At 69.0% G+C, this 22942-nt stretch carries 18 protein-coding genes and 2 rRNA genes; 6 read left to right on the top strand and 14 right to left on the bottom strand.

The features are described from left to right. Positions 1–96 precede the first annotated feature (96 nt). From K7I03_RS26080 to K7I03_RS26060, 5 genes are all read right to left on the bottom strand, one after another. Positions 97–3220: ribosomal RNA gene (locus K7I03_RS26080) — 23S ribosomal RNA — on the bottom strand. A 275-nt stretch (positions 3221–3495) separates the two neighbouring features. Next, positions 3496–5021, bottom strand: a 16S ribosomal RNA gene (locus tag K7I03_RS26075). The 16S and 23S rRNA genes sit together here, the layout of an rRNA operon. Positions 5022–5572: 551 nt before the next feature. Continuing rightward, positions 5573–6235, bottom strand: coding sequence for a DNA-3-methyladenine glycosylase (locus K7I03_RS26070; RefSeq protein WP_185945785.1), 663 nt, complete (start codon positions 6233–6235; stop codon positions 5573–5575). A 105-nt stretch (positions 6236–6340) separates the two neighbouring features. After that, entirely contained in the window at positions 6341–6784 is a 444-nt protein-coding gene (locus K7I03_RS26065) for a barstar family protein (protein ID WP_185945786.1), read from the bottom strand. Continuing rightward, positions 6781–7260, bottom strand: a complete 480-nt coding sequence (locus K7I03_RS26060; RefSeq protein WP_185945787.1) for a ribonuclease domain-containing protein — start codon at positions 7258–7260, stop codon at positions 6781–6783. Before K7I03_RS26060 ends, K7I03_RS26065 begins: the two co-directional genes overlap by 4 nt. A 128-nt stretch (positions 7261–7388) precedes the next feature. On the opposite strand from K7I03_RS26060, the gene K7I03_RS26055 reads away from it, so the two are divergent. Together K7I03_RS26055 and K7I03_RS26050 are read left to right on the top strand one after the other, a co-directional pair. Then, positions 7389–7940 (top strand): YbhB/YbcL family Raf kinase inhibitor-like protein, encoded by a 552-nt coding sequence (locus K7I03_RS26055; protein WP_317988274.1) that lies wholly within the window; start codon positions 7389–7391, stop codon positions 7938–7940. 401 nt (positions 7941–8341) lie between these two features. Continuing rightward, positions 8342–8848, top strand: coding sequence for an HNH endonuclease (locus K7I03_RS26050; RefSeq protein WP_185945788.1), 507 nt, complete (start codon positions 8342–8344; stop codon positions 8846–8848). A 34-nt stretch (positions 8849–8882) separates the two neighbouring features. Here K7I03_RS26050 and K7I03_RS26045 read toward each other — a convergent pair whose 3' ends face one another. The 4 genes from K7I03_RS26045 to K7I03_RS26030 form a co-directional block, all read right to left on the bottom strand. Then, complete coding sequence (locus K7I03_RS26045) at positions 8883–9659, bottom strand: sulfite exporter TauE/SafE family protein (RefSeq protein WP_185945789.1); 777 nt, start codon at positions 9657–9659, stop codon at positions 8883–8885. Between the two features lie 139 nt (positions 9660–9798). Continuing rightward, complete coding sequence (locus K7I03_RS26040) at positions 9799–10743, bottom strand: SPFH domain-containing protein (RefSeq protein ID WP_185945790.1); 945 nt, start codon at positions 10741–10743, stop codon at positions 9799–9801. A gap of 208 nt (positions 10744–10951) precedes the next feature. After that, on the bottom strand, positions 10952–11374 hold the full coding sequence (locus K7I03_RS26035) for an NfeD family protein (RefSeq protein WP_224347219.1): 423 nt from the start codon (positions 11372–11374) through the stop codon (positions 10952–10954). Between the two features lie 82 nt (positions 11375–11456). Further along, positions 11457–12266, bottom strand: coding sequence for an ABC transporter ATP-binding protein (locus K7I03_RS26030; RefSeq protein WP_040892738.1), 810 nt, complete (start codon positions 12264–12266; stop codon positions 11457–11459). 90 nt (positions 12267–12356) lie between these two features. Here K7I03_RS26030 and K7I03_RS26025 point away from each other — a divergent pair, with 90 nt between their 5' ends. Next, the gene (locus tag K7I03_RS26025; protein WP_185945791.1) at positions 12357–13172 is read left to right on the top strand and encodes a hypothetical protein; all 816 of its coding nucleotides are present in this window, start codon (positions 12357–12359) and stop codon (positions 13170–13172) included. Positions 13173–13289: 117 nt separating this feature from the next. Here K7I03_RS26025 and K7I03_RS26020 read toward each other — a convergent pair whose 3' ends face one another. The 4 genes from K7I03_RS26020 to K7I03_RS26005 form a co-directional block, all read right to left on the bottom strand. Then, entirely contained in the window at positions 13290–13544 is a 255-nt protein-coding gene (locus K7I03_RS26020) for a chaplin (RefSeq protein WP_185945792.1), read from the bottom strand. Between the two features lie 198 nt (positions 13545–13742). Next, on the bottom strand, positions 13743–13991 hold the full coding sequence (locus K7I03_RS26015) for a chaplin (RefSeq protein ID WP_185945793.1): 249 nt from the start codon (positions 13989–13991) through the stop codon (positions 13743–13745). A gap of 190 nt (positions 13992–14181) precedes the next feature. Continuing rightward, positions 14182–14862: a response regulator gene (locus K7I03_RS26010; RefSeq protein WP_185945794.1), complete on the bottom strand. Its 681-nt coding sequence runs from the start codon at positions 14860–14862 to the stop codon at positions 14182–14184. After that, positions 14855–16015, bottom strand: a complete 1161-nt coding sequence (locus tag K7I03_RS26005) for a GAF domain-containing sensor histidine kinase (protein WP_185945795.1) — start codon at positions 16013–16015, stop codon at positions 14855–14857. The genes K7I03_RS26010 and K7I03_RS26005 overlap by 8 nt, the downstream gene beginning before the upstream one ends. Before the next feature lie 109 nt (positions 16016–16124). Between K7I03_RS26005 and K7I03_RS26000 the strand changes: the two genes are divergently transcribed. Both K7I03_RS26000 and K7I03_RS25995 read left to right on the top strand, forming a co-directional pair. After that, the gene (locus tag K7I03_RS26000; RefSeq protein WP_185945796.1) at positions 16125–16823 is read left to right on the top strand and encodes a nitroreductase family protein; all 699 of its coding nucleotides are present in this window, start codon (positions 16125–16127) and stop codon (positions 16821–16823) included. A 372-nt stretch (positions 16824–17195) separates the two neighbouring features. Further along, positions 17196–17921, top strand: a complete 726-nt coding sequence (locus K7I03_RS25995; RefSeq protein ID WP_185945797.1) for a transglycosylase SLT domain-containing protein — start codon at positions 17196–17198, stop codon at positions 17919–17921. Positions 17922–18068: 147 nt separating this feature from the next. Here K7I03_RS25995 and K7I03_RS25990 read toward each other — a convergent pair whose 3' ends face one another. Beyond that, entirely contained in the window at positions 18069–20756 is a 2688-nt protein-coding gene (locus tag K7I03_RS25990) for an ABC transporter ATP-binding protein/permease (RefSeq protein WP_185945798.1), read from the bottom strand. A 232-nt stretch (positions 20757–20988) separates the two neighbouring features. Between K7I03_RS25990 and K7I03_RS25985 the strand changes: the two genes are divergently transcribed. Next, positions 20989–22914 carry a streptophobe family protein gene (locus tag K7I03_RS25985; RefSeq protein ID WP_185945799.1) on the top strand — a complete coding sequence of 642 codons (1926 nt, stop codon included), beginning with the start codon at positions 20989–20991 and terminating at the stop codon, positions 22912–22914. Positions 22915–22942 lie beyond the last annotated feature (28 nt).

Genomic DNA, 22942 nt, shown 5'->3' with positions numbered 1-22942 from the left:
GTTTCGAGCGAACAAGCACACTTTTCAATTAAGTGGTTCTGCTCTTACCGGCAACTGTTCGTTGCCTCAGAACTTACACAGTGGACGCGAGCAACTGAGGACAAGCCCTCGGCCTATTAGTACCAGTCAGCTCCAACCGTTACCGGTCTTCCACACCTGGCCTATCAACCCAGTCGTCTACTGGGAGCCTTACCCCATCAAGTGGGTGGGAGTCCTCATCTCGAAGCAGGCTTCCCGCTTAGATGCTTTCAGCGGTTATCCCTCCCGAACGTAGCCAACCAGCCATGCCCTTGGCAGAACAACTGGCACACCAGAGGTTCGTCCGTCCCGGTCCTCTCGTACTAGGGACAGCCCTTCTCAAGACTCCTACGCGCACAGCGGATAGGGACCGAACTGTCTCACGACGTTCTAAACCCAGCTCGCGTACCGCTTTAATGGGCGAACAGCCCAACCCTTGGGACCGACTCCAGCCCCAGGATGCGACGAGCCGACATCGAGGTGCCAAACCATCCCGTCGATATGGACTCTTGGGGAAGATCAGCCTGTTATCCCCGGGGTACCTTTTATCCGTTGAGCGACGGCGCTTCCACAAGCCACCGCCGGATCACTAGTCCCGACTTTCGTCCCTGCTCGACCCGTCGGTCTCACAGTCAAGCTCCCTTGTGCACTTACACTCAACACCTGATTGCCAACCAGGCTGAGGGAACCTTTGGGCGCCTCCGTTACCCTTTAGGAGGCAACCGCCCCAGTTAAACTACCCACCAGACACTGTCCCTGATCCGGATCACGGACCCAGGTTAGACATCCAGCACGACCAGAGTGGTATTTCAACGACGACTCCACACACACTGGCGTGCATGCTTCACAGTCTCCCACCTATCCTACACAAGCCGAACCGAACACCAATATCAAGCTATAGTAAAGGTCCCGGGGTCTTTCCGTCCTGCTGCGCGAAACGAGCATCTTTACTCGTAGTGCAATTTCACCGGGCCTATGGTTGAGACAGTCGAGAAGTCGTTACGCCATTCGTGCAGGTCGGAACTTACCCGACAAGGAATTTCGCTACCTTAGGATGGTTATAGTTACCACCGCCGTTTACTGGCGCTTAAGTTCTCAGCTTCGCCTGGACGAATCCAAGCTAACCGGTCCCCTTAACGTTCCAGCACCGGGCAGGCGTCAGTCCGTATACATCGCCTTACGGCTTCGCACGGACCTGTGTTTTTAGTAAACAGTCGCTTCTCGCTGGTCTCTGCGGCCACACCCAGCTCAGAGTGCAAGACTCATCACCGAACATGGCCCCCCTTCTCCCGAAGTTACGGGGGCATTTTGCCGAGTTCCTTAACCATAGTTCACCCGAACGCCTCGGTATTCTCTACCTGACCACCTGAGTCGGTTTAGGGTACGGGCCGCCATGAAACTCGCTAGAGGCTTTTCTCGACAGCATAGGATCATCCACTTCACCACAATCGGCTCGGCATCAGGTCTCAGCCTTAACGTGTGACGGATTTGCCTACCACACGGCCTACACCCTTACCCCGGGACAACCACCGCCCGGGCTGGACTACCTTCCTGCGTCACCCCATCGCTTACCTACTACAAGTCTGGATCGTCGGCTCCACCACTTTCCATTCCCCGAAGGGTCCGGAACGGCTTCACGGACTTAGCATCGCCTGATTCGATATTGGGCGTTTCAAAGCGGGTACCGGAATATCAACCGGTTGTCCATCGACTACGCCTGTCGGCCTCGCCTTAGGTCCCGACTTACCCTGGGCAGATCAGCTTGACCCAGGAACCCTTAGTCAATCGGCGCACACGTTTCCCACGTGTGTATCGCTACTCATGCCTGCATTCTCACTCGTGAACCGTCCACAACTCGCTTCCGCGGCTGCTTCACCCGGCACACGACGCTCCCCTACCCATCACAGTCCCCGTTAGAGGTATGTACTGCAATGACACGACTTCGGCGGTACGCTTGAGCCCCGCTACATTGTCGGCGCGGAATCACTTGACCAGTGAGCTATTACGCACTCTTTCAAGGGTGGCTGCTTCTAAGCCAACCTCCTGGTTGTCTCTGCGACTCCACATCCTTTCCCACTTAGCGTACGCTTAGGGGCCTTAGTCGATGCTCTGGGCTGTTTCCCTCTCGACCATGGAGCTTATCCCCCACAGTCTCACTGCCGCGCTCTCACTTACCGGCATTCGGAGTTTGGCTAAGGTCAGTAACCCGGTAGGGCCCATCGCCTATCCAGTGCTCTACCTCCGGCAAGAAACACACGACGCTGCACCTAAATGCATTTCGGGGAGAACCAGCTATCACGGAGTTTGATTGGCCTTTCACCCCTAACCACAGGTCATCCCCCAGGTTTTCAACCCTGGTGGGTTCGGTCCTCCACGAAGTCTTACCTCCGCTTCAACCTGCCCATGGCTAGATCACTCCGCTTCGGGTCTTGGGCGCGCTACTCAATCGCCCTATTCGGACTCGCTTTCGCTACGGCTTCCCCACACGGGTTAACCTCGCAACACACCGCAAACTCGCAGGCTCATTCTTCAAAAGGCACGCAGTCACGACACAAGAAGCAAGCTCCTTGTGCGACGCTCCCACGGCTTGTAGGCACACGGTTTCAGGTACTATTTCACTCCGCTCCCGCGGTACTTTTCACCATTCCCTCACGGTACTATCCGCTATCGGTCACCAGGGAATATTTAGGCTTAGCGGGTGGTCCCGCCAGATTCACACGGGATTTCTCGGGCCCCGTGCTACTTGGGTGTCTCTCAAACGAGCCGCAATGATTTCAGCTACGGGGGTCTTACCCTCTACGCCGGACCTTTCGCATGTCCTTCGCCTATCACTACGGTTTCTGACTCGTCTCACAGCCGGCAGACTATGAAAGAGAGATCCCACAACCCCGCCTGCGCAACCCCTGCCGGGTATCACACACAAACGGTTTGGCCTCATCCGGTTTCGCTCGCCACTACTCCCGGAATCACGGTTGTTTTCTCTTCCTGCGGGTACTGAGATGTTTCACTTCCCCGCGTTCCCTCCACACTGCCTATGTGTTCAGCAGCGGGTGACAGCCCATGACGACTGCCGGGTTTCCCCATTCGGACACCCCCGGATCACAGCTTGGTTGACAGCTCCCCGGGGCCTATCGTGGCCTCCCACGTCCTTCATCGGTTCCTGGTGCCAAGGCATCCACCGTGCGCCCTTAAAAACTTGGCCACAGATGCTCGCGTCCACTGTGCAGTTCTCAAACAACGACCAGCCACCCGTCACAACCCGCCGAAGCAAGCCTTTACCGGGGCCGGACCGAAGGCAACAAGCTCACGCTCGTACCCTCAGACACCCAACAGCGTGCCCGACCCAGCCTCTCCAGACCCTGTGTTCCACGCCGAAGCAGTACTAACAAGTCCCTCAAGACTGTGCCGAATAGTCAACGTTCCACCCATGAGCAACCGTACGAGTCATTCGCTCGTAGTCGGCTATGTGCTCCTTAGAAAGGAGGTGATCCAGCCGCACCTTCCGGTACGGCTACCTTGTTACGACTTCGTCCCAATCGCCAGTCCCACCTTCGACGGCTCCCTCCACAAGGGTTGGGCCACCGGCTTCGGGTGTTACCGACTTTCGTGACGTGACGGGCGGTGTGTACAAGGCCCGGGAACGTATTCACCGCAGCAATGCTGATCTGCGATTACTAGCAACTCCAACTTCATGGGGTCGAGTTGCAGACCCCAATCCGAACTGAGACCGGCTTTTTGAGATTCGCTCCACCTCACGGTATCGCAGCTCATTGTACCGGCCATTGTAGCACGTGTGCAGCCCAAGACATAAGGGGCATGATGACTTGACGTCGTCCCCACCTTCCTCCGAGTTGACCCCGGCAGTCTCCTGTGAGTCCCCATCACCCCGAAAGGCATGCTGGCAACACAGAACAAGGGTTGCGCTCGTTGCGGGACTTAACCCAACATCTCACGACACGAGCTGACGACAGCCATGCACCACCTGTACACCGACCACAAGGGGGGCACTATCTCTAGCGCTTTCCGGTGTATGTCAAGCCTTGGTAAGGTTCTTCGCGTTGCGTCGAATTAAGCCACATGCTCCGCTGCTTGTGCGGGCCCCCGTCAATTCCTTTGAGTTTTAGCCTTGCGGCCGTACTCCCCAGGCGGGGAACTTAATGCGTTAGCTGCGGCACGGACGACGTGGAATGTCGCCCACACCTAGTTCCCAACGTTTACGGCGTGGACTACCAGGGTATCTAATCCTGTTCGCTCCCCACGCTTTCGCTCCTCAGCGTCAGTATCGGCCCAGAGATCCGCCTTCGCCACCGGTGTTCCTCCTGATATCTGCGCATTTCACCGCTACACCAGGAATTCCGATCTCCCCTACCGAACTCTAGCCTGCCCGTATCGAATGCAGACCCGGGGTTAAGCCCCGGGCTTTCACATCCGACGCGACAAGCCGCCTACGAGCTCTTTACGCCCAATAATTCCGGACAACGCTTGCGCCCTACGTATTACCGCGGCTGCTGGCACGTAGTTAGCCGGCGCTTCTTCTGCAGGTACCGTCACTCTCGCTTCTTCCCTGCTGAAAGAGGTTTACAACCCGAAGGCCGTCATCCCTCACGCGGCGTCGCTGCATCAGGCTTTCGCCCATTGTGCAATATTCCCCACTGCTGCCTCCCGTAGGAGTCTGGGCCGTGTCTCAGTCCCAGTGTGGCCGGTCGCCCTCTCAGGCCGGCTACCCGTCGTCGCCTTGGTAGGCCATCACCCCACCAACAAGCTGATAGGCCGCGGGCTCATCCTGCACCGCCGGAGCTTTCCACCACCAACCATGCGGTCAGTAGTCGTATCCGGTATTAGACCCCGTTTCCAGGGCTTGTCCCAGAGTGCAGGGCAGATTGCCCACGTGTTACTCACCCGTTCGCCACTAATCCCCTCCCGAAAGAGGTTCATCGTTCGACTTGCATGTGTTAAGCACGCCGCCAGCGTTCGTCCTGAGCCAGGATCAAACTCTCCGTGAATGTTTACCGGTCATCCGGTTCAACACTCGCGTTGAGCGGAACGACCAAGCGGAATAAGCCCGGTCGTTCACAGCGTCCTCGCTGTGTTTTTCAAAGGAACCTCATCCAGGACCACAAGGATCCATGGACGGGGTTGTTTTATAGTCTGGCGTTGACTTTTGGCACGCTGTTGAGTTCTCAAGGAACGGACGCTTCCTTTGTACTCACCCGAGAGACTCTCTCAGGCTTTCCTCCGGGCGCTTCCCTTCGGTGTTTCCAACCTTACCAGATCCGTTTTCCGTTCCGTTTCCGGCCCGGATTCGAAATCCGATCCCCTGTTGGCGGGGTGTCCACTACTTTAGCGGAATTTCCCGCCGGCTCTCAAATCGAGCCGCGAAGCCGGAATCCGGTACGCAAAAACGCAACAGAAACCAGACCCTTTCGGGGATCCCTCGTCAGTAGTGGTTGTGCCGCCCACCGGTGCAGACGCCCACGGCGCTGCCCCCGTCTCCAGCGGCTCGGGCTACGTTAGGCGCTCGGGCGGCCGGAGTCAAGCACCGGCTTCCTGTTCGTCAGACGTCGCTGGTCGCGCGGTTCTTGCCGCGGTTGCGGGGGACGTGGGCCCGGTAGGGGCTCACGGTCGGGTCGCCGTCGATCCAGAAGCGCCAGGGGTGGAGGGCGCCCTCGCCGCCGACGCCCGTCCGGGGGCCGTTGCGGATCCGGTCGGTGAGGGCGGGGGTGCCCTGGAGGACGGAGAGGGGGGCCGTGGGACCGGCGCAGATGTCGGTGCCGTTCAGGGTGCGGTCGACGTCGAGGGCGGTCGCGAGGCGGGCCGGGCCCTGGGCGAGGTCGCGGTCGTTGCGCGACTTCGGGCGGCGGGCGCGGGCCAGGTCGTGGCCGGTGAGGACCTCGCCGGCGCGGAGCAGGACACCGCTGGCCGTGCCCTCGGGGCCGCAGACCAGGTTGAGGCTGAACCACATGCCGTAGATGAAGTACACGTACGCGTGGCCCGGCGGGCCGAACATGGACGCGTTGCGCTCCGTCCGTCCCCGGTAGGCGTGCGAGCCGGGGTCCACCTCCCCCGCGTACGCCTCCACCTCGGTGATGCGGAGCTCGATCGGCCCGTCGGGGCTGGTACGGACGAGGGTGCGCCCGAGCAGATCGGGTGCGACCTCCAGTACGGGGCGGTCGAAGAAGGCGCGGGCGAGCGGGGTGCGGTGGTCGGAGGAGGACATGCGGGCCGAGGGTACTGGACCGGACGGGCGTGTGCCGGGGGAGCGGTGCCGTCCGGCCAGGTCGGGGCGGCGGCGCGTCCCGTGGGTCTCCCCCGGCCCCGGCGGTCACGCCAGCAGGACCGCCATCGGGGTCTCCCGGTCGCTCCAGAACGCGACCGCGTCGCCGAGGATCGTCGATGCCGTCGCCGCCGTGTCCGGGGACGCCTCGCGGAAGGCGTCCCAGTCCTCCGCCAGGAGCAGGAAGCCTCGGGGGTCGCCGTCCTTGCGCCACCAGGACAGGTCCGTGAGGCAGTCGGCGAGGGCGTCCCAGTTGTGGCCGAACCAGCCGGGGAAGCCCAGGTCGGCGGCGCAGCGGTCGAGGAAGGCCGCCTTGCCGTCGACGTCCCGGAGGCCGAGGCGGGCGGCGTGCCAGCCGGCCTCGGCGGCGAGCTTGGCCGCGTGGGACGGGGATTCGGTGACGGGGAGCCGGTAGGTGCCCGGGGGGAGCGTGCCGTCGAGGAGGCCGGGAACGCCGGGGGCGGGGAGTTCGCCGGTCGTGCCGGTCGTCATGGTTGCACCACCGCTTCGAATGTCTTGTAGTGATCGCCGGTGTAGTAGCGCTCGGAGTGGCTGCCGGTGACGATGCGGCGGGCGCCGCGGTTGCGGGCGTCCGGGGTCGGGACGGTGTACTCGTGGTAGTACCCGCGCTGCTGCTTGGGCAGCCGGTTCTCGTAGTTGCCGAAGACCGTGCCGTCCTTGGGGTACGGGAAGGGGCCTCCCTTCGCGATGAGTTCGAGAGTGCGCCGCGCCTCGGGGGGAAGCCTGTCCGGGGTGACGGTCTTCATGCCCTTGGCCCAGGCGGGCGTCGGGCCGGCGCCCCGGGTGCCGTCGCCGGCGGAGCCGTGGGGCGATGTGGCCGCCTTTCCGGTTTTGCCGTGACTGCCGGACGAGCAGGCGGGGAGGAGGAACAGGGGCAGGGCGGCGAGGAGGGCCGTCAGGGTGCGCAGGGCACGGCCGGACGGTCGTCGTCCGCATCGTCGTGACACGTGGCGGGCCACATGTCGGTACACACGTCGAAGCACGCGCCTTATGGTCGCAGCCCGGACCGTCCCCGCCTCGTTAGGCTGGCGATTTCACGTATCCGCGCGTTTCCGGAGGTGTCACCGTGTCAGACGTGTCGTCCGCGTCCCCTGTGCAGGGCCGTCCGCCGCTCCCCCACGACTTCCTGCCGCCCGTGCCCTCGTTCACCGTGGTGAGCGACGACGTCCGGGCGGGGGCCCGGCTCGCCGAGGCGCAGACGTTCGGCGGCGCCAACCGCTCGCCGCACCTGCGGTGGGAGGGGTTCCCGGAGGGGACCAGGAGCTTCGCCGTCACGTGTTTCGATCCGGACGCGCCGACGGGCAGCGGCTTCTGGCACTGGGTGCTGTTCGACATCCCGGCGGACGTCACCGAGCTGCCCGCCGGTGCGGGCGGCGGTGAGATGAAGGGGCTGCCCGCGGGTGCCGTGCACGTCCGGAACGACTACGGGACGCGTGACTTCGGCGGTGCCGCGCCGCCGCCCGGGGACGGCCCGCACCGCTACGTCTTCACCGTGTACGCCGTGGACCAGGAGAAGCTGGGTCCCGACGCGGACGCCTCCCCCGCCGCCGTCGGCTTCAACCTGCGCTTCCACACGCTGGCCCGGGCGCAGCTGATCGGTGAGCACGAGACGCCGGCGAACGGCTGATCCCGCGCCGCCGTTTCGGCGCCGGCCGTCCTGTCCGGGCGGCCGGAAATTCCGTTGCGCGGCGGCTGTCGCGGCCCGCACAGTGGTGGGGGCCGACGGCTTCGCATGCGGCCGTCGGGCAGTGGGCACCGCAGTGGCGGGGAGGGTGTGAGCGCGTTCCGCGCCGGCCGTCCGCCGGAGTTCCGGGCGTGGGCCCGGAGCGGCCGCGTCCGCTGCCGTACGCTCCGGGCCCGGTGTCGACACGGGGGAGGGGCCCGGAGCGTCCCCGCCTGCCTCCCTTCTCTCCCCCGTCTCAACTCCCTTGTCAGCTGCGGAAATTGCGTTGTCGCGTTCCGGCCCTCCCGGCACAGTTGAGCCATCTCCGCCACCGGGGCGGGGTGACGGCCGGGAGGTGGAACGGAATGCGGGAGACGCTGGTCCTGAACGCGAGCTTCGAGCCGCTGGCGACGGTGTCGCTGCGGCGTGCGGTGGTGCTCGTACTGCAGGACAAGGCCGTTGTGGAACTGGCCCGCCCCGGCCTGCGCCTCCATTCGTCCGCGATGGAACTGCCGGCGCCCCAAGTGATCCGGTTGCGCCGGTACGTACGGGTGCCGTTCCGAAGACGTGCGCCGTGGTCCCGTCGGGGGGTGCTGGTGCGTGACCGGCACCGGTGCGCGTACTGCGGGCGGCGGGCCACGACCGTGGACCATGTGCTGCCGCGGTCCCGGGGCGGCGGGGACACCTGGCTGAACACCGTCGCCGCCTGTGCCGAGGACAACCACCGCAAGGCGGACCGGACGCCGGAGCAGGCGGGGATGCGGTTGCTGCGGCGGCCCTTCGAACCCACGCCGTCCGACGCGCTGTTGCTGTCGGTCGGCGCGTACGACGGGGAGCGGCTGCCGGAGTGGCTGGCGGTTCCCGCCGCGTAGGCGTCCGAGGGGGTCTTGCCGCGCGGTGGGCCCCCTACTTGCGCAGCAGCAGCTGCGCGATGGCGACGACGCCCACCACCACGATGACGCCGCGCAGCATCTGCGGCTTCAGGCGGCGGGCGACGCGGGCGCCCAGCTGGCCGCCCAGGGTGGAGCTGACGGCGATCAGCACGACGGCCGTCCAGTCGATGTGGGCGACGAAGAGGAAGAAGAGGGCGGCGACGCCGTTGACGACGACGCCGAGGACGTTCTTGAGCGCGTTGACGCGCTGGAGGTCGTCGTCGAGGAGCAGGCCCATCAGGGAGAGGTAGAGGACGCCCTGGGCCGCGCCGAAGTATCCGCCGTAGGCGCTGGCGAGGAGCAGGCCGAGGAGGAGGGCCACGCCGCCGTCGGCGTGCGGCCGGGTGCCGGTGCGTTCGCGGCGGCGGGCGAGGGCGCGGGCGAGGCGGGGCTGGAGGACGACGAGGACCAGCGCCAGGGCGATGAGGGCGGGGACGATCGCGTCGAAGGCCTTGGACGGCAGGGTGAGCAGCAGGGCCGCTCCGGTGAGCCCGCCGGCGAGGGCGACGAGGCCGAAGCGGACGATCCGGCCGCGCTGGTCGCGGAGTTCGCGGCGGTAGCCGACGGCGCCGCTGATGTTGCCGGTGACGAGGCCGAGGGTGTTGGAGACGTTGGCGGTGACCGGCGGCAGTCCGGTGGCGAGGAGCACCGGGAAGGTGAACAGGGTTCCGGAGCCGACGATGGCGTTGATGGTGCCGGCTCCTATGCCGGCCGCGAAGACCGCGAGTGCTTCCCAGATGGACAAGGCCATCTCCTTAGGATCGGTAAGACGCCTCCCCGCCGTCAGAGGTCGGGGGGCCGCACCGATCATGCACGAGAACGGCCGGTAAAGCGATGATCGCGGGAGGCCGTTCCGTGCGGGAAGCGGGACGTGCGCGGGGCGCGTCGGGTCAGTCGATCGGGGGCTGTTCGCGGCGCGGGCTCTCCTTGGTGCCGGCGGACTTTCCGCCCCCGCCGCCGCCCATGGGGCCGAAGTTACCGACGGCGCCGCTGAGGCCCTTGAGGGCGTCGCCGATCTCGCTGGGCACGATCCAGAGCTTGTTGGCGTCGCCTTCGGCGATCTTCGGGAGCATCTGGAGGTACTGGTAGGAGAGCAGCTTCTCGTCGGGGTCGCCGGCGTGGATGGACTCGAAGACCGTGCGGATGGCCTGGGCCTCGCCCTCGGCGCGGAGCGCGGCGGCCTTGGCCTCGCCCTCGGCGCGGAGGATCGCGGACTGCTTCTCGCCCTCGGCGGTGAGGATCTGGGACTGGCGGATGCCCTCGGCGGTGAGGATGGCGGCGCGCTTGTCCCGGTCGGCGCGCATCTGCTTCTCCATCGAGTCCTGGATGGAGGTGGGCGGTTCGATCGCCTTGAGCTCGACGCGGTTGACGCGGATGCCCCACTTGCCGGTCGCCTCGTCGAGGACGCCGCGCAGTGCCGCGTTGATCTCCTCACGGGAGGTGAGGGTCCGTTCCAGGTCCATGCCGCCGATGATGTTGCGGAGGGTGGTGACGGTGAGCTGCTCGATGGCCTGGATGAAGCTGGACACCTCGTAGGTCGCGGCACGCGCGTCGGTCACCTGGTAGTAGATGACGGTGTCGATGTTGACGACGAGGTTGTCCTGGGTGATGACCGGCTGCGGGGGGAACGGCACGACCTGTTCGCGGAGGTCGATGCGGTTCCGGATCGAGTCGATGAACGGGACGACGATGTTGAGGCCGGCGTTGAGCGTGCGGGTGTAGCGGCCGAAGCGCTCGACGATGGCGGCGCTGGCCTGTGGGATCACCTGCACCGTCTTCATGAGGGCGATGAAGACGAGCACCACCAGGATGATCAGGACGATGATGATCGCCATGTCGTGGCTCCTCGTGCCTTTCTCGTGGGTCGGCCGGCCGTCGCTCGGACGGGATCCGCGTGTTGGGGGAGTCTGTCAGAACCGGCGGTGCGGCGCAGGCGCCGGACCGGGATCGATCACATCGCCGCTCCCCCTCCACCGCCGACGGCCCCCGGGCGTACGGCCGTTGCCGGCGCGGCGGCTGCACCGGGCCCACCGGGCGGGCGTCTCACATGACCACCGCCGTCGCGCCGTCGATGTCGACGACGTCCACCTGCTCGCCCACTTCAAAGGTCCGCTCGCCGTCGAGGGAGCGGGCCGACCAGATCTCGCCCGCCAGCTTGATGCGTCCGCCCCGGCCGTCGACCCGTTCCAGGACGACGGCCTGGCGCCCTTTCAGGGCTTCCACACCGGAGGCGTGGGCGGGGCGGCCGGTGCGCTGCCGGTTGGCGATCGGCCGGACCACGGCGATCAGGGCGACGGAGACGACGGCGAAGACGACGAACTGCAGCACCGTGCCGCCCCCCAGGGCGTCGGTGACGGAAGCGGCGACGGCCCCGATCGCCAGCATGCCGAACTCCGGCATCGCGGTGACGACCAGGGGGATTCCCAGACCGACGGCGGCCACGAGCCACCACGCCCATGTGTTCACATGGTCATGGTAGGCGCGCGGACGGGGTCACCGACAGGGCTCCTCGGTCCCCCGGGAGGGGGGACCGGGCGCGTGGGCGGGGTCAGGAGAGCGGCAGGCCGTGGGCGGTCCAGCGGTCGCCGCGGCTCTCGACGACCAGCGGGAGGCCGAAGCACTTCGACAGGTTGCGCGAGGTGAGTTCGAGCTCGATGGGGCCGGCGGCGAGCACCTTGCCCTGACGGAGCATCAGGACGTGGGTGAAGCCGGGGGCGATCTCCTCGACGTGGTGGGTGACCATGATCATCGAGGGCGCGAGCGGGTCGCGGGCGAGCCGGCCGAGACGGCGCACCAGGTCCTCGCGGCCGCCGAGGTCGAGACCCGCGGCGGGCTCGTCCAGCATCAGCAGCTCGGGGTCGATCATCATCGCGCGGGCGATGAGGGTGCGCTTGCGCTCGCCCTCGGAGAGGGTGCCGAACTTGCGGTCCAGGTACTCGGTCATGCCGAGCACGTCGAGGAAGGCGCGGGCGCGCTGCTCGTCGACGGACTCGTAGTCCTCGTGCCAGGTGGCCGTCATGCCGTAGGCGGCGGTGAGCACCGTCTGCAGGACGGTCTGGCTGCGCGGCAGCTTGTCGGCCAGGCCGATGCCGGCGATGCCGATGCGCGGGCGCAGTTCGAAGACGTCCACGGCGCCGAGCTTCTCGCCGAGGATGCGGGCGGTGCCCTTGGTCGGGAACAGGTAGCTGGAGGCGACATTCAGGAGGGTGGTCTTGCCCGCGCCGTTGGGGCCGAGGATGACCCAGCGCTCCCCCTCCTTGACCGACCAGGAGACCTGGTCCACCAGAGCCCGGCCCTCGCGGACCACGGATACGTCCACCAGTTCCAGCACATCGCTCATGAGCGCGTTGTCTCCCATTGCAGTTCGTCGTCGCTGGCGCCTGTCGGCGCAGCCCCCAGGGAAAACCTACGCCACCGGCCGTCATCGCCGGTCCCTAGGCTGGGGCCCATGCTCGACGAACATCGATCGGGGCGGTTCACCGCCTGGGGAAATGCCCTTCTTGCCGGTTATGCCGCACCTGATGACGCTGCGCACCACATCACAGGGAGTGACGCGATCCACCGCGTGACCGGTCTGCCGGGCGAGTCCGGCCCGGTGGGGCTGACGCTCGCGCTGGGCCGGCTGCGCTCGCTGGGGGCCACGGGGCTGCGGCTGGCGCTGCCGGTGCCGGGACATCCGCTGGGGCTGAGCGGGCCGCCGGAGTTCAACGCGCTCGCGCTGGAGGCGGAGGAGGCCGTCCTGGCCCCGGAGGCGGGGGTGGGACTGGTGCCCGAGGTGCGGGCGGCGGGGTCCGGGCCGGACGCCGCCGATCTGCACGTGGAGGTCGTCTGGCGCTGCTCGCCGGTACGGGACGCGCCGCCCGCCGACGTGCCGTCGCTGGGCGAGGCGGAGCGGGAGCTGGCCGAGGCGCTGCGCGAGGCGACGGAGGTGCTGACGCGGCTCGACGTGGCGGGATCGGGCCCGGTGGCCCGGGCCGCGCTGGAGGCCTACCGGGCGCGGGCCGAACGGGACCGCGCGATCCTGGCCCCCGGATATCCGCAGCGCGCGGCCCGGGTGCTGGAGCTCGCGCAGCGGGTGGCCGCGCTGGTCGCCCTGGCGTACGGGACGGGGGACGCGGGGAGCCATGAGCACGGCGGCGCGATGAGCGCGTCGGGGATCGCGGCCCGGGCGGCGGCGCTGCGGCCGGTGGAGCGGACGGCGCGGCGGGCCCTGGTGGCGGCGTACAACGCGCCGGTGGAGCGACGGGAGCGGGACCGGCCGTAGCCGGGGCGGGACCGGTGGCGGTCCGGAGGGGACCGGCCGTGACCCGGAAGGGACCGGTTGCGGTCCGGACAGGGGGAGGCCCCGCGAGCCGTACGGTTCGCGGGGCCTTCCGGAGCGTCACTTGACGACGCAGACGTTCCCGAACGTCGGGTTCAGGATCCCGAGCAGGATGTCGACCGTGTTGCCGCAGGCGTTGATCGGGACGTCCAGGGGGATCTGGATGACGTTGCCCGAGATGACGCCGGGCGAGCCCTTGGCGATGCCGTGGGCGGTGGCGCCGTCGCTGTCGTGCGCGACCGCGGTGCCGACAGAAGCGCCGACGGATACGCCTGCCGCGGCCAGAACGAGGGCGGCCTTTTTGGCACTGTTCATGGGTGGCTTCCTTTGCTGGTGACCTCGCGACCCCGGTGACGGAGTCGCGCCCTGATGAACGTCACCACTCCGCCGACGGCACGCCGATCGTTGAGTTTGCCCTCATTCGGACGATTGATCACCCTTCGCGGCCGGTCCCGCCGCGGCGGGACCGGCCGACCGGAAGCGCCGGGAACGGCGCCGTCCGTCACCCGTTGGCTACTCGTTGACGCAGACGTTGCCGTGGGTGGGGTTCAGCGAGCCGAGCACGTTGACCGTGTTGCTGCAGAGGTTCACCGGGACGGTGACCGGCACCTGGACGATGTTGCCGGAGACGACGCCGGGGTTGTTCTTCGCGATGGCGCCGGCGGCCGGGGCTCCCCCGTGGGCCGACGCGATGCCGGCACCGGCGAGGGCGAGACCGCCGGCCGCGATCGTGACGGCAGCGGCCTTCTTCATGTTCTTCACTCTTCGTCTGACCTTCCTGGAACGCTGCCACGGCCAGCCGCCGTGGCTACGTCATGGAGAACGGGCCACCACCGGTCGGGTTTCTGGGGTATCCCGACAATCACACGACCGCATGAATCGGTGGCCGGAATGAGACGTTCCGGTGGACGGCACCGCTCCCGGTACGGCCCGGTCGGTCGGTACGGCCCGGTCAGTCGCCGATGCCGTGCCGGACCGCCCACAGAGCCGCCTGGGTGCGGTCGGCGAGGTCGAGCTTCATCAGGATGTTGGAGACGTGCGTCTTGACCGTCTTCTCCGACAGCACCAGCGCCCGCGCGATCTCCCGGTTGGACCGGCCGTCGGCGATCAGGGCGAGGACCTCCCGCTCCCGCTCGGTCAGCGCGTTGCCCCGGCCCTGGGTGCCGCCCGTGTCGTCCTGCGCCAGCAGCGCCCCCGCCACCTCCGACTGGAGGAGGACGTGCCCGGCGTGCACGGACCGGATGGCCCCGGCGAGCGCGTCCGGGTCCACGTCCTTGTACACATAGCCGGCCGCGCCGGCCTTCAGCGCCGGGATCACCGTGCGCTGCTCGGTGAAGCTGGTGACGACCAGCACCCGGGCCGGGCTCTCCAGGGCGCGCAGCCTGCGCAGCGCCTCGATGCCGTCCATGCCGGGCATCTTCACGTCCATGAGGATCACGTCCGGGTGCAGCTCCTCGGCCCGCGCCACGCCCTCGGCGCCGTCACCGGCCTCCCCGACGACCTCGATGTCGTCCTGGATCTCCAGGAAGGTGCGCAGCCCCTTGCGGACCACCTGGTGGTCGTCGACCAGCAGCACCCGGATCGTCCGGCCGCTCGCGGTCCCCTGTTTCCCCGGCCTGGTCTCTTCAGCCACCGGGCACCTCCATCTCGATCGCGGTGCCCTCGCCGGGCTCCGAGTCCACGTTCAGCCTGCCGCCGACCCCGTTGGCCCGGTCGCGCATGGAGACCAGGCCGAGGTGCCGGCCGGCCCGCCGGACCGCGGAGGGGTCGAATCCGCTTCCGTCGTCGGCCACCCGCAGCACGGCGCCCTGCCCGCGGCGGGCGAGGGTGACGTCGACGTGCGCGGCCCCGGAGTGGCGCAGCGCGTTGTGCAGCGCCTCCTGGGCGACCCGCAGCAGCGCCTCCTCCTGGGCGGCCGGAAGGGCCCGCATCCCGTGGGAGGCGAAGGAGACGTGCGCGGCGTGCGCCCGGTCGAGCACCTTGACCTGGGTGCGCAGGGTGGCGACGAGCCCGTCCTCGTCCAGTCCGGCCGGGCGCAGCTCGACGACGGCGGCGCGCAGCTCGTCGGTGGCCTCGGCGGCGAGCCGGGCGACCTGCTGGAGCTCGTCCTTGGCGCGGGCCGGGTCGCGGTCCACCAGGGCGGTGGCGGCCTGGGCGGTGAGGCGCAGCGAGAACAGCTTCTGCGCCACGGCGTCGTGCAGCTCGTGGGCGAGGCGGGCGCGCTCGCCGGCGATGGTCAGCTCGCGGCTGCGCTCGTAGAGGCGGGCGTTGGTCAGGGCGATGGCGGCGTGCTGGGCGAGGACGGAGAGGAGCTCCTCGTCCTCGTCGGTGAAGGCGCAGCCGCCCGGGGGGCACTTCCGCGTCCCCCCTTTGTCGACTTTGTTGGCGAGGAAGAGGACGCCGAGGTTCTCGTCGCCGTCGGCGATCGGCATGCCGATGAAGTCGGACATGTCAGGGTGGGCGTCGGGCCAGCCGCCGAAACGCGGGTCCTCGCGGACGTCGGGCAGCCGCTGCGGGGTCTTCTCCTGGAGCATCGCGGCGAGGATGCCGTGCTGCCGGGGCAGCGGGCCGATGGCCTTCCACTCCTCCTCGCTGATGCCGTCGACGACGAACTGGGCGAAGCCGCCGTGGTCGTCCGGCACCCCGAGGGCGGCGTACCGGGCACCGAGCAGCTCGCGGGCGGAGACGACGATGGTCTTGAGGACGTCGCGGACTTCCAGGTGTCTGCTCATCGCGAGGATCGCGGTGCTCACGGCGGGCAGGCCGGAGCGGGGGCCTTGGCTCATGCGGCCCACCGTAACCGGCGGTGATCCGCCGGCGGATCGGACCGCCGGTGGCCGACGGGTGGGCCCCGGGGCCTAGGCCGGAGGGCCCTGCGCCCGCCAGACTCGGTCCATGTCGACCTCTGTGCAGTGGACACCCACCCATGGCGACCCCTACCGGCCGGTCCCCTACCGGCCCGCGCGGATGCCCGCCGAGGAGTCGCTCGCGCGCGCCGCGGAGCTGCGGGAGCGGATGGCGGACCGCAGGACCGTGCGCCGGTTCTCGGCCGATCCGGTGCCGGAGCGCGTGGTGCGGGACGCCATCGCGTGCGCGGCCACGTCGCCGTCCGGGGCGCACCAGCAGCCGTGGACGTTCGTCCTGGTCAAGGATCCGGAGGTACGGGCGCGGATCCGGGCGGCGGCCGAGGAGGAGGAGCGCGTCTCCTACGCCGGGCGGCTCGGCGAGGAGTGGCTGGCGGCGCTGCGGCCGCTGGGCACGGACGAGGTGAAGCCGCATCTGACGGACGCGCCGGCACTGGTCGTGGTCTTCCAGCAGCGGTACTGGCTGGGGCCGGACGGGGAGCGGCGCAAGCACTACTACGTGGACGAGTCGGTGGGCATCGCGGTCGGGATGCTGCTGTCGACGCTGCACCTGTCGGGGCTGGCGGCGCTGGTGCACACGCCGAGTCCGATGCGGTTCCTCGGGGAGGTGCTGGGGCGGCCGGTGAACGAGAAGGCGTTCGCGGTGATCCCCGTGGGGTATCCGGCGGACGACTGCCAGGTGCCGGACCTGGTGCGGAAGAGCCTGGACCAGGTGCTGGTGGAGGTTTGACCGATCGGCCGGGAACCCGCCGGACGGGCGTCTGAAAACCTCGTACACACCGTGCGGAGACGGTCACACCGAGTGTGAGGGAGCGCTGCTCGGTGTGACGCCGCGCATAGGACGCACATCACCTACGACAACCGGTAGTGGAGACGTAAAACCGCCGTAAAAGGGGGGCTGAGCGGGCGCGGGACCCTTTCCGGCGGCCCGTGCCGGTAGTACCGACAACGAAGTCGGATAGTACGTCACACCTTTGCCAGCGCATTTTGCGGCCGCTAACAATTGCCCCGTCGCAGGGCGCCGCAGATCGAGAAACGGCGCTTCATCCGCGCCGATCCGGGCCACTGCGACTCACGCGATTGGAAGAGGTTCAGCACAGTCATGCGCTCCACCGTCTCCGGCTATAGCCGTCTCACCAAGGTCCACAAGTTCTCCGCCGCGGGCATCGCCGCGGCCGGCGTCGCGGCAGTGGCGCTCGCCGTCGTCCCGAGCGGCTCCACCGAGGGTGAGCAGCAGGCCGCGATCGGCGTGAAGCCCGTCGCGTGGAACGCCAAGGCGTTCGGCACCGACGCCCAGCGCGACGAGCTGGTGAAGCAGTCCGACACCGCCGCGGGCCAGGCCCGCGCGGAGGCGGAGGCCAAGAAGAAGGCCGCCGCCGAGGCGAAGGCCAAGGCGGAGAAGGAGCGCGCCGAGAAGGAGGCCGCGAGCCGGTCCGCCGCGCGCCAGCCGGTCAAGGCCGCGCCCGCCGCGCCGGCCAAGACCGCCGCCCCCGCCCCGAAGGCCTACGCGAACAACCTCGACGGCTGGATCCGCGAGGCCCTGGACATCATGAAGGCCAAGGGCATCCCGGGCACCTACGACGGCATCTACCGCAACATCATGCGGGAGTCGACGGGCAACCCGCAGGCCATCAACAACTGGGACTCGAACGCCGCCGCGGGCATCCCCTCCAAGGGCCTGCTCCAGGTGATCGACCCGACCTTCAAGGCGTACCACGTCGACGGCACCTCCTGGGACATCTACGACCCGGTCGCCAACATCACCGCTGCCTGCAACTACGCGGCCGCGGTCTACGGCTCGATGGACAACGTCAACTCGGCCTACTGAGCCGGTCGCTGACGACATAAACAGAAGGGCGGTGACATCCGGGTTTCCGGATGTCACCGCCCTTTTTGCCGTCGCAATGTGCGACGGCTTTTCTGTTTTCGGCCGGTCTGTTTTCGGCCGGCTATTCGGAGCCCGGCCGTTTCCGCGTTACTTCCGCATGACCTCGGGCTCGTGCCGGCGCAGCAGCCGGGCGACCGCGAAGCCGCAGGCGACGCCGAGCGCGAGGAGGACGAACAGGTCGATGCCCCACTGCGAGACGGTGTGCGCCCAGAGCGGGTCGAGGTTGTTCGGGTTGTTCTTGTCGAAGGGCGCCATGAGGTGGGAGAGGTCCAGGGTGGCGCCCGCGGCGCCGATGGCCCAGCGGGAGGGCATCAGCCACGCGACCTGCTCGACGCCCGGGGCGTCGTAGACCTTGAACATGATGCCGGTGAAGACGACCTGGACGATCGCGAACATCACCAGCAGCGGCATGGTCTTCTCCGCGGTCTTCACCAGGGAGGAGATCACCAGGCCGATCATCATCGACGTGAAGCCCAGCGCGATGATGACCAGGCAGAGCTCGGCGGCCGGGAGCGCCTTGAGGATCAGGCCCTCGGTGGGCAGCTTCCGGACGGAGAAGCCGATGGCGCAGATGATGACGCCCTGCAGCGCGGTGATCGCGCCCAGCACGATGACCTTGGACATCAGGTAGGCGGACCGGGAGAGGCCGACCGCCCGTTCCCGTTCGTAGATCACCCGTTCCTTGATGAGCTCACGGACGGAGTTGGCGGCCCCGGAGAAGCACATGCCGACCGCGAGGATCAGCATGATCGTGCCGGCGTCCTGGTTGTGGCCCTTGGGGGGCGCCGAGAGTCCGAAGTCGGACGGGATCACACAGCTCACGCCGCCGAGGACGGCGGGCAGGATGAGCATCAGGCCCATGAAGCCGCGGTCGGAGGCGATGACCGAGACGTAGCGGCGCATCAGCGTCCAGAGCTGGGAGCCCCAGCTCTGGGCCTTGTGCGGCCGGACCATCTGCGGCTGGACGTGGACCGACTGCGGGGCGACGGCGTCGATGTCCGCGGCGTACATCTGGTAGTGCTGCGAGCCCTTCCAGCGGCCCGCCCAGTCGTAGTCGCGGTAGTTCTCGAACGCCGAGAAGACGTCCGCCCAGGTCTCGTAGCCGAAGAAGTTGAGCGCCTCCTCCGGCGGGCCGAAGTAGGCGACGGAACCGCCGGGCGCCATGACCAGCAGCTTGTCGCAGAGGGCCAGCTCGGCGACGGAGTGGGTGACGACCAGGACCGTACGGCCGTCGTCGGCGAGGCCGCGCAGCAGCTGCATCACGTCGCGGTCCATGCCCGGGTCGAGGCCCGAGGTGGGCTCGTCCAGGAAGATCAGCGACGGCTTGGTGAGCAGCTCCAGGGCGACGGAGACGCGCTTGCGCTGGCCGCCGGAGAGGGAGGTGACCTTCTTGTCCTTGTGGATGTCGAGCTTGAGCTCGCGGAGCACCTCGTCGATGCGGGCCTCGCGCTCGGCGGGCGCGGTGTCGCCGGGGAAGCGGAGCTTGGCGGCGTAGCGGAGCGCCTTCCGGACGGTGAGCTCCTTGTGCAGGATGTCGTCCTGCGGGACCAGACCGATGCGCTGCCGCAGCTCGGCGAACTGCTTGTACAGGTTCCGGTTGTCGTAGAGGACGTCACCCTGGTTGGCGGGCCGGTAGCCGGTCAGCGCCTTGAGCAGGGTGGACTTGCCGGAGCCCGACGGCCCGATGACGGCGATCAGCGACTTCTCGGGGACGCCGAAGGAGACGTCCTTGAGGATCTGCTTGCCGCCGTCCACGGTGACGGTCAGGTGGCGGGCCGAGAAGGAGACGTCGCCGGTGTCGACGAACTCCTCCAGCCGGTCGCCGACGAGCCGGAACGTGGAGTGGCCGACGCCGACGATGTCCTGGGGGCCGAGGATCTGCTGGCGGACCGGCTGGCCGTTGACGTAGGTGCCGTTATGGCTGCCCAGGTCGACGATCTCGAAGCGGCCGTCGGGGGTGGCCCGGAACTCGGCGTGGTACCGGGAGACCTGGAGGTCGGCGACGACCAGCTCGTTCTCCAGGGCACGACCGATGCGCATCACCCGGCCCTGGGCCAGCTGGTGGAACGTGGTCGGGCTGCGGTCGCCGTAGACGGGCGGGGTGCCGGCCCCCGCGCCCTGGGGCGGCCGGCCCTGCTCCGGCGAGGACGCCTGGTGCGGGATGTGCGGCTGCGCCTGCTGTGGCTGCTGGACCTGTTGGCCGTGCTGCGCGTGCTGAGGCTGCTGGGGCTGCTGGGCGTGCTGGGCCTGCTGCCAGGGCGCCTGGGCGGCGGCCTGCGGCTGCTGCCAGCCACTGTGGGGCTGCGGGTGCTGCTGGTACTGCGGGTGCTGCTGGTACTGCTGCGGTCCGCCGTGCGGGGGCTGCTGCCACATGCCGGGGGCCTGCTGCTGCGGCGCCGCGTGGCCGGGCTGGGCCGCCAGCGCGGTCTGCGCGCTGTACAGGTCGCCGGCGGGCGGCGCGGCGGCACCGGCGGTACCGGCGGCGCTCAGCCGCGGACCGTCGGTCGCGTTGCCCAGGTGGACGACCGAGCCGGGGCCGATCTCCACCTGGTGAACCCGCTGCCCCTGCGCGTAGGTGCCGTTGGTGCTGCCCTGGTCCTCGAGCACCCAACTGCGGCCGTCCCAGCGGACGATGGCGTGGCGCCACGAGACCCTGGCGTCCTCCAGCACCATGTCGCCCTGCGGATCGCGTCCGAGGGTGTACGACCGGGACGGATCGAGCGTCCAGGTCTGTCCATTCAATTCCAGTACGAGTTCAGGCACTCCATGCCCCACTACTTGTCCCCCGATGTACCCCCTGCACAGGGAGTCTAGGGATGGCGAACATCGGGAGGAACTATTTCAGGCACAGTCCCCCGATCGAAAGTCGGGGATTGGCGCCCCCCGCTTTCCGAGCGCCGTTGACGGGCCGGAAACACCACCGGAGAGTGGTAATCACCCACGGCCGCCCGGGAGTCACTCACCCCCGGGGCCGGGGGCCGGGGCGGGGACGGACCGGGGGGCCGTGATGACCATCACCAGCGGACGGTGCCCAGCTCGGGGCGTCCACATGATCATCTTCGCGGTGGCGGGGGTGGGCTGGGCGTTCCTCGCCATGGCGGGGGTGGCGGCGCTGGGGCTGCACCTCCTCGGCGCGGACGCGGCCGGGGAGCTGGGGCCGATGACGGCCGCGGTGACCGTCCTCGCGGTCGGCGGGACCGTCGAGCCGTCGGGAGCGCTGGAGGCGTTCGGGATCCGGGGCGCCGCCGCGCACACCGCCATCGAGCTGACGCCGTTGGGCGTGAGCCTGGTGGGAGCGCTGGTGCTCGGCTGGTCGTTCGCCCGGTCGCTGCGGGCGGCGGGACCGGTGGTCGGCGGCCGTGAACTCGCCTTGCGCGCCGGGGCGGTGGCCTCGGTGTTCCTGCTGCTGCTCGGGGGGCTGGCCTGGGCCGGCTCGTCCACCCTCACCTTCCAGGGCAAAGGGCTCGGCCTGGGCGACGCGGAGCGGAGCGGCCCGAACCTTCCGAAACTGGAGATTCCCGGTGTCGGCGACATCGGGGACATCGGCGGGGGGCTCGCCCAGGGGCTGGCCGACCTCGCCCACGCCAAGGCGGACGTCGGCTTCTCGGTACGGACCGGGCCCTCGCTGCTGGGCGGCGCGTTCTGGGTGGCGGCCGTGCTGCTGATCGCCGTGCTCGCCGCGCGCCGGGCCCCGCTGCCGCGCGGTGCCGGCGCCCTCCACCGGACGGTACGGCCGGCGGCCTCGGCGCTGTGCGGCGTCCTCGTCCTGGCCGTCGCCGCCGGGTGGGCCGCGGCGCTGGTCGCCGCGGCCGGCGACGACCATCCCCGGCGGGTGGCCGGCGGCGCGCTGCTCGGGGCGCCGAACGGGGTGTGGCTCGGGCTGCCGCTCGGCCTGTTCGTCCCCTGGCACGGCCGGGCCGCGGGGACGCTGACGGAGGTGCTCCCCTCCCCGCTCGACGATCTGCTGGCCGGGGGCACCGACCGGCCGGTCACGGTGGGCCGGCTGGCGGAGTACGACGGACGGGTGTGGCTGCTGGCGGTCGCGAGCGCGGTGGCCCTGCTGCTGGCCGGGGTGCTCACGGCGGTCCGTACCCCCCGGGGGGCGCGGAGCGCGGTGGCGTACGCGGGGCGGTGCGGCCTCGCGCTGGGCGCGGTGACGGCCGCTGCGCTGCCGCTGCTCGCCCTCGGGACGCGGGTGAAGGCGGACGCCGGGCTGTCGGTGCTGGGCGTCGACGCGGTCGGCGCCGGGCTCGACCTGCGGGGGAACGGGCTCCTCGCGGCGGTCCTCGGGGCGGCGTGGGGCCTGGCGGCCGGGACGGTGGGCGGGCTGCTCGCGTGCGCCACGGGGGCGGCGGGGCGGGGAGCCGTGGCGTATGCGCGGGAAGAACGAGGAGGACGAGACGGACGAGAAGGAAGGGACGGGTGGGGGCCTGGAGGGGCGGTACCGGGATGGGCGGGGCAGCCGGGCGCGGGATACGGCGGCTCGGGGTATGGGCACCCGGCCGGTGGGGCGGCGGGCGAAGGCGCGGGGCGCTCGGCCGGTGGACCAGCCGGCGGAGGCGCGGGCGGTACGGCCGGTGGAGGCGGGGGCGGTCCGGCCGGTGGGGGCGGGGAGGACGAGCCCGGGCCGCACCGGCCGTCGCCCGGCTACCGTCCGGCACGGGATGACACCAACCCCTATCTGCGCCCGGGGCCCGGGCCCCGCCCGGACACTCCCCCGGGTCCCCGGGTCGACCCCTCGGCCACCACCTCGACCGGCCCCGCGGCCGGTCCCGCTTCCGGCCCGTCCTCCAGTGCGCGGCGCGGTCCCCGGCCCGGGCCGCCGCAGGAGCGTTCCCGCCGTCCGTACGGGAGCCCGCCCCCGCCACCGCCGCCTCCGCCGCCCGCACCCCGGGGGTGGCCGGGACCGGACGGCCGGCCGCCGCGCCGGTAGCCGCGCGGTGAACAGTCGTCCCGCTGTC

The sequence above is a fragment of the Streptomyces mobaraensis genome (assembly GCF_020099395.1).
Classification (GTDB): domain Bacteria; phylum Actinomycetota; class Actinomycetes; order Streptomycetales; family Streptomycetaceae; genus Streptomyces.
This window is presented reverse-complemented; position numbering and strand designations above follow the sequence as displayed.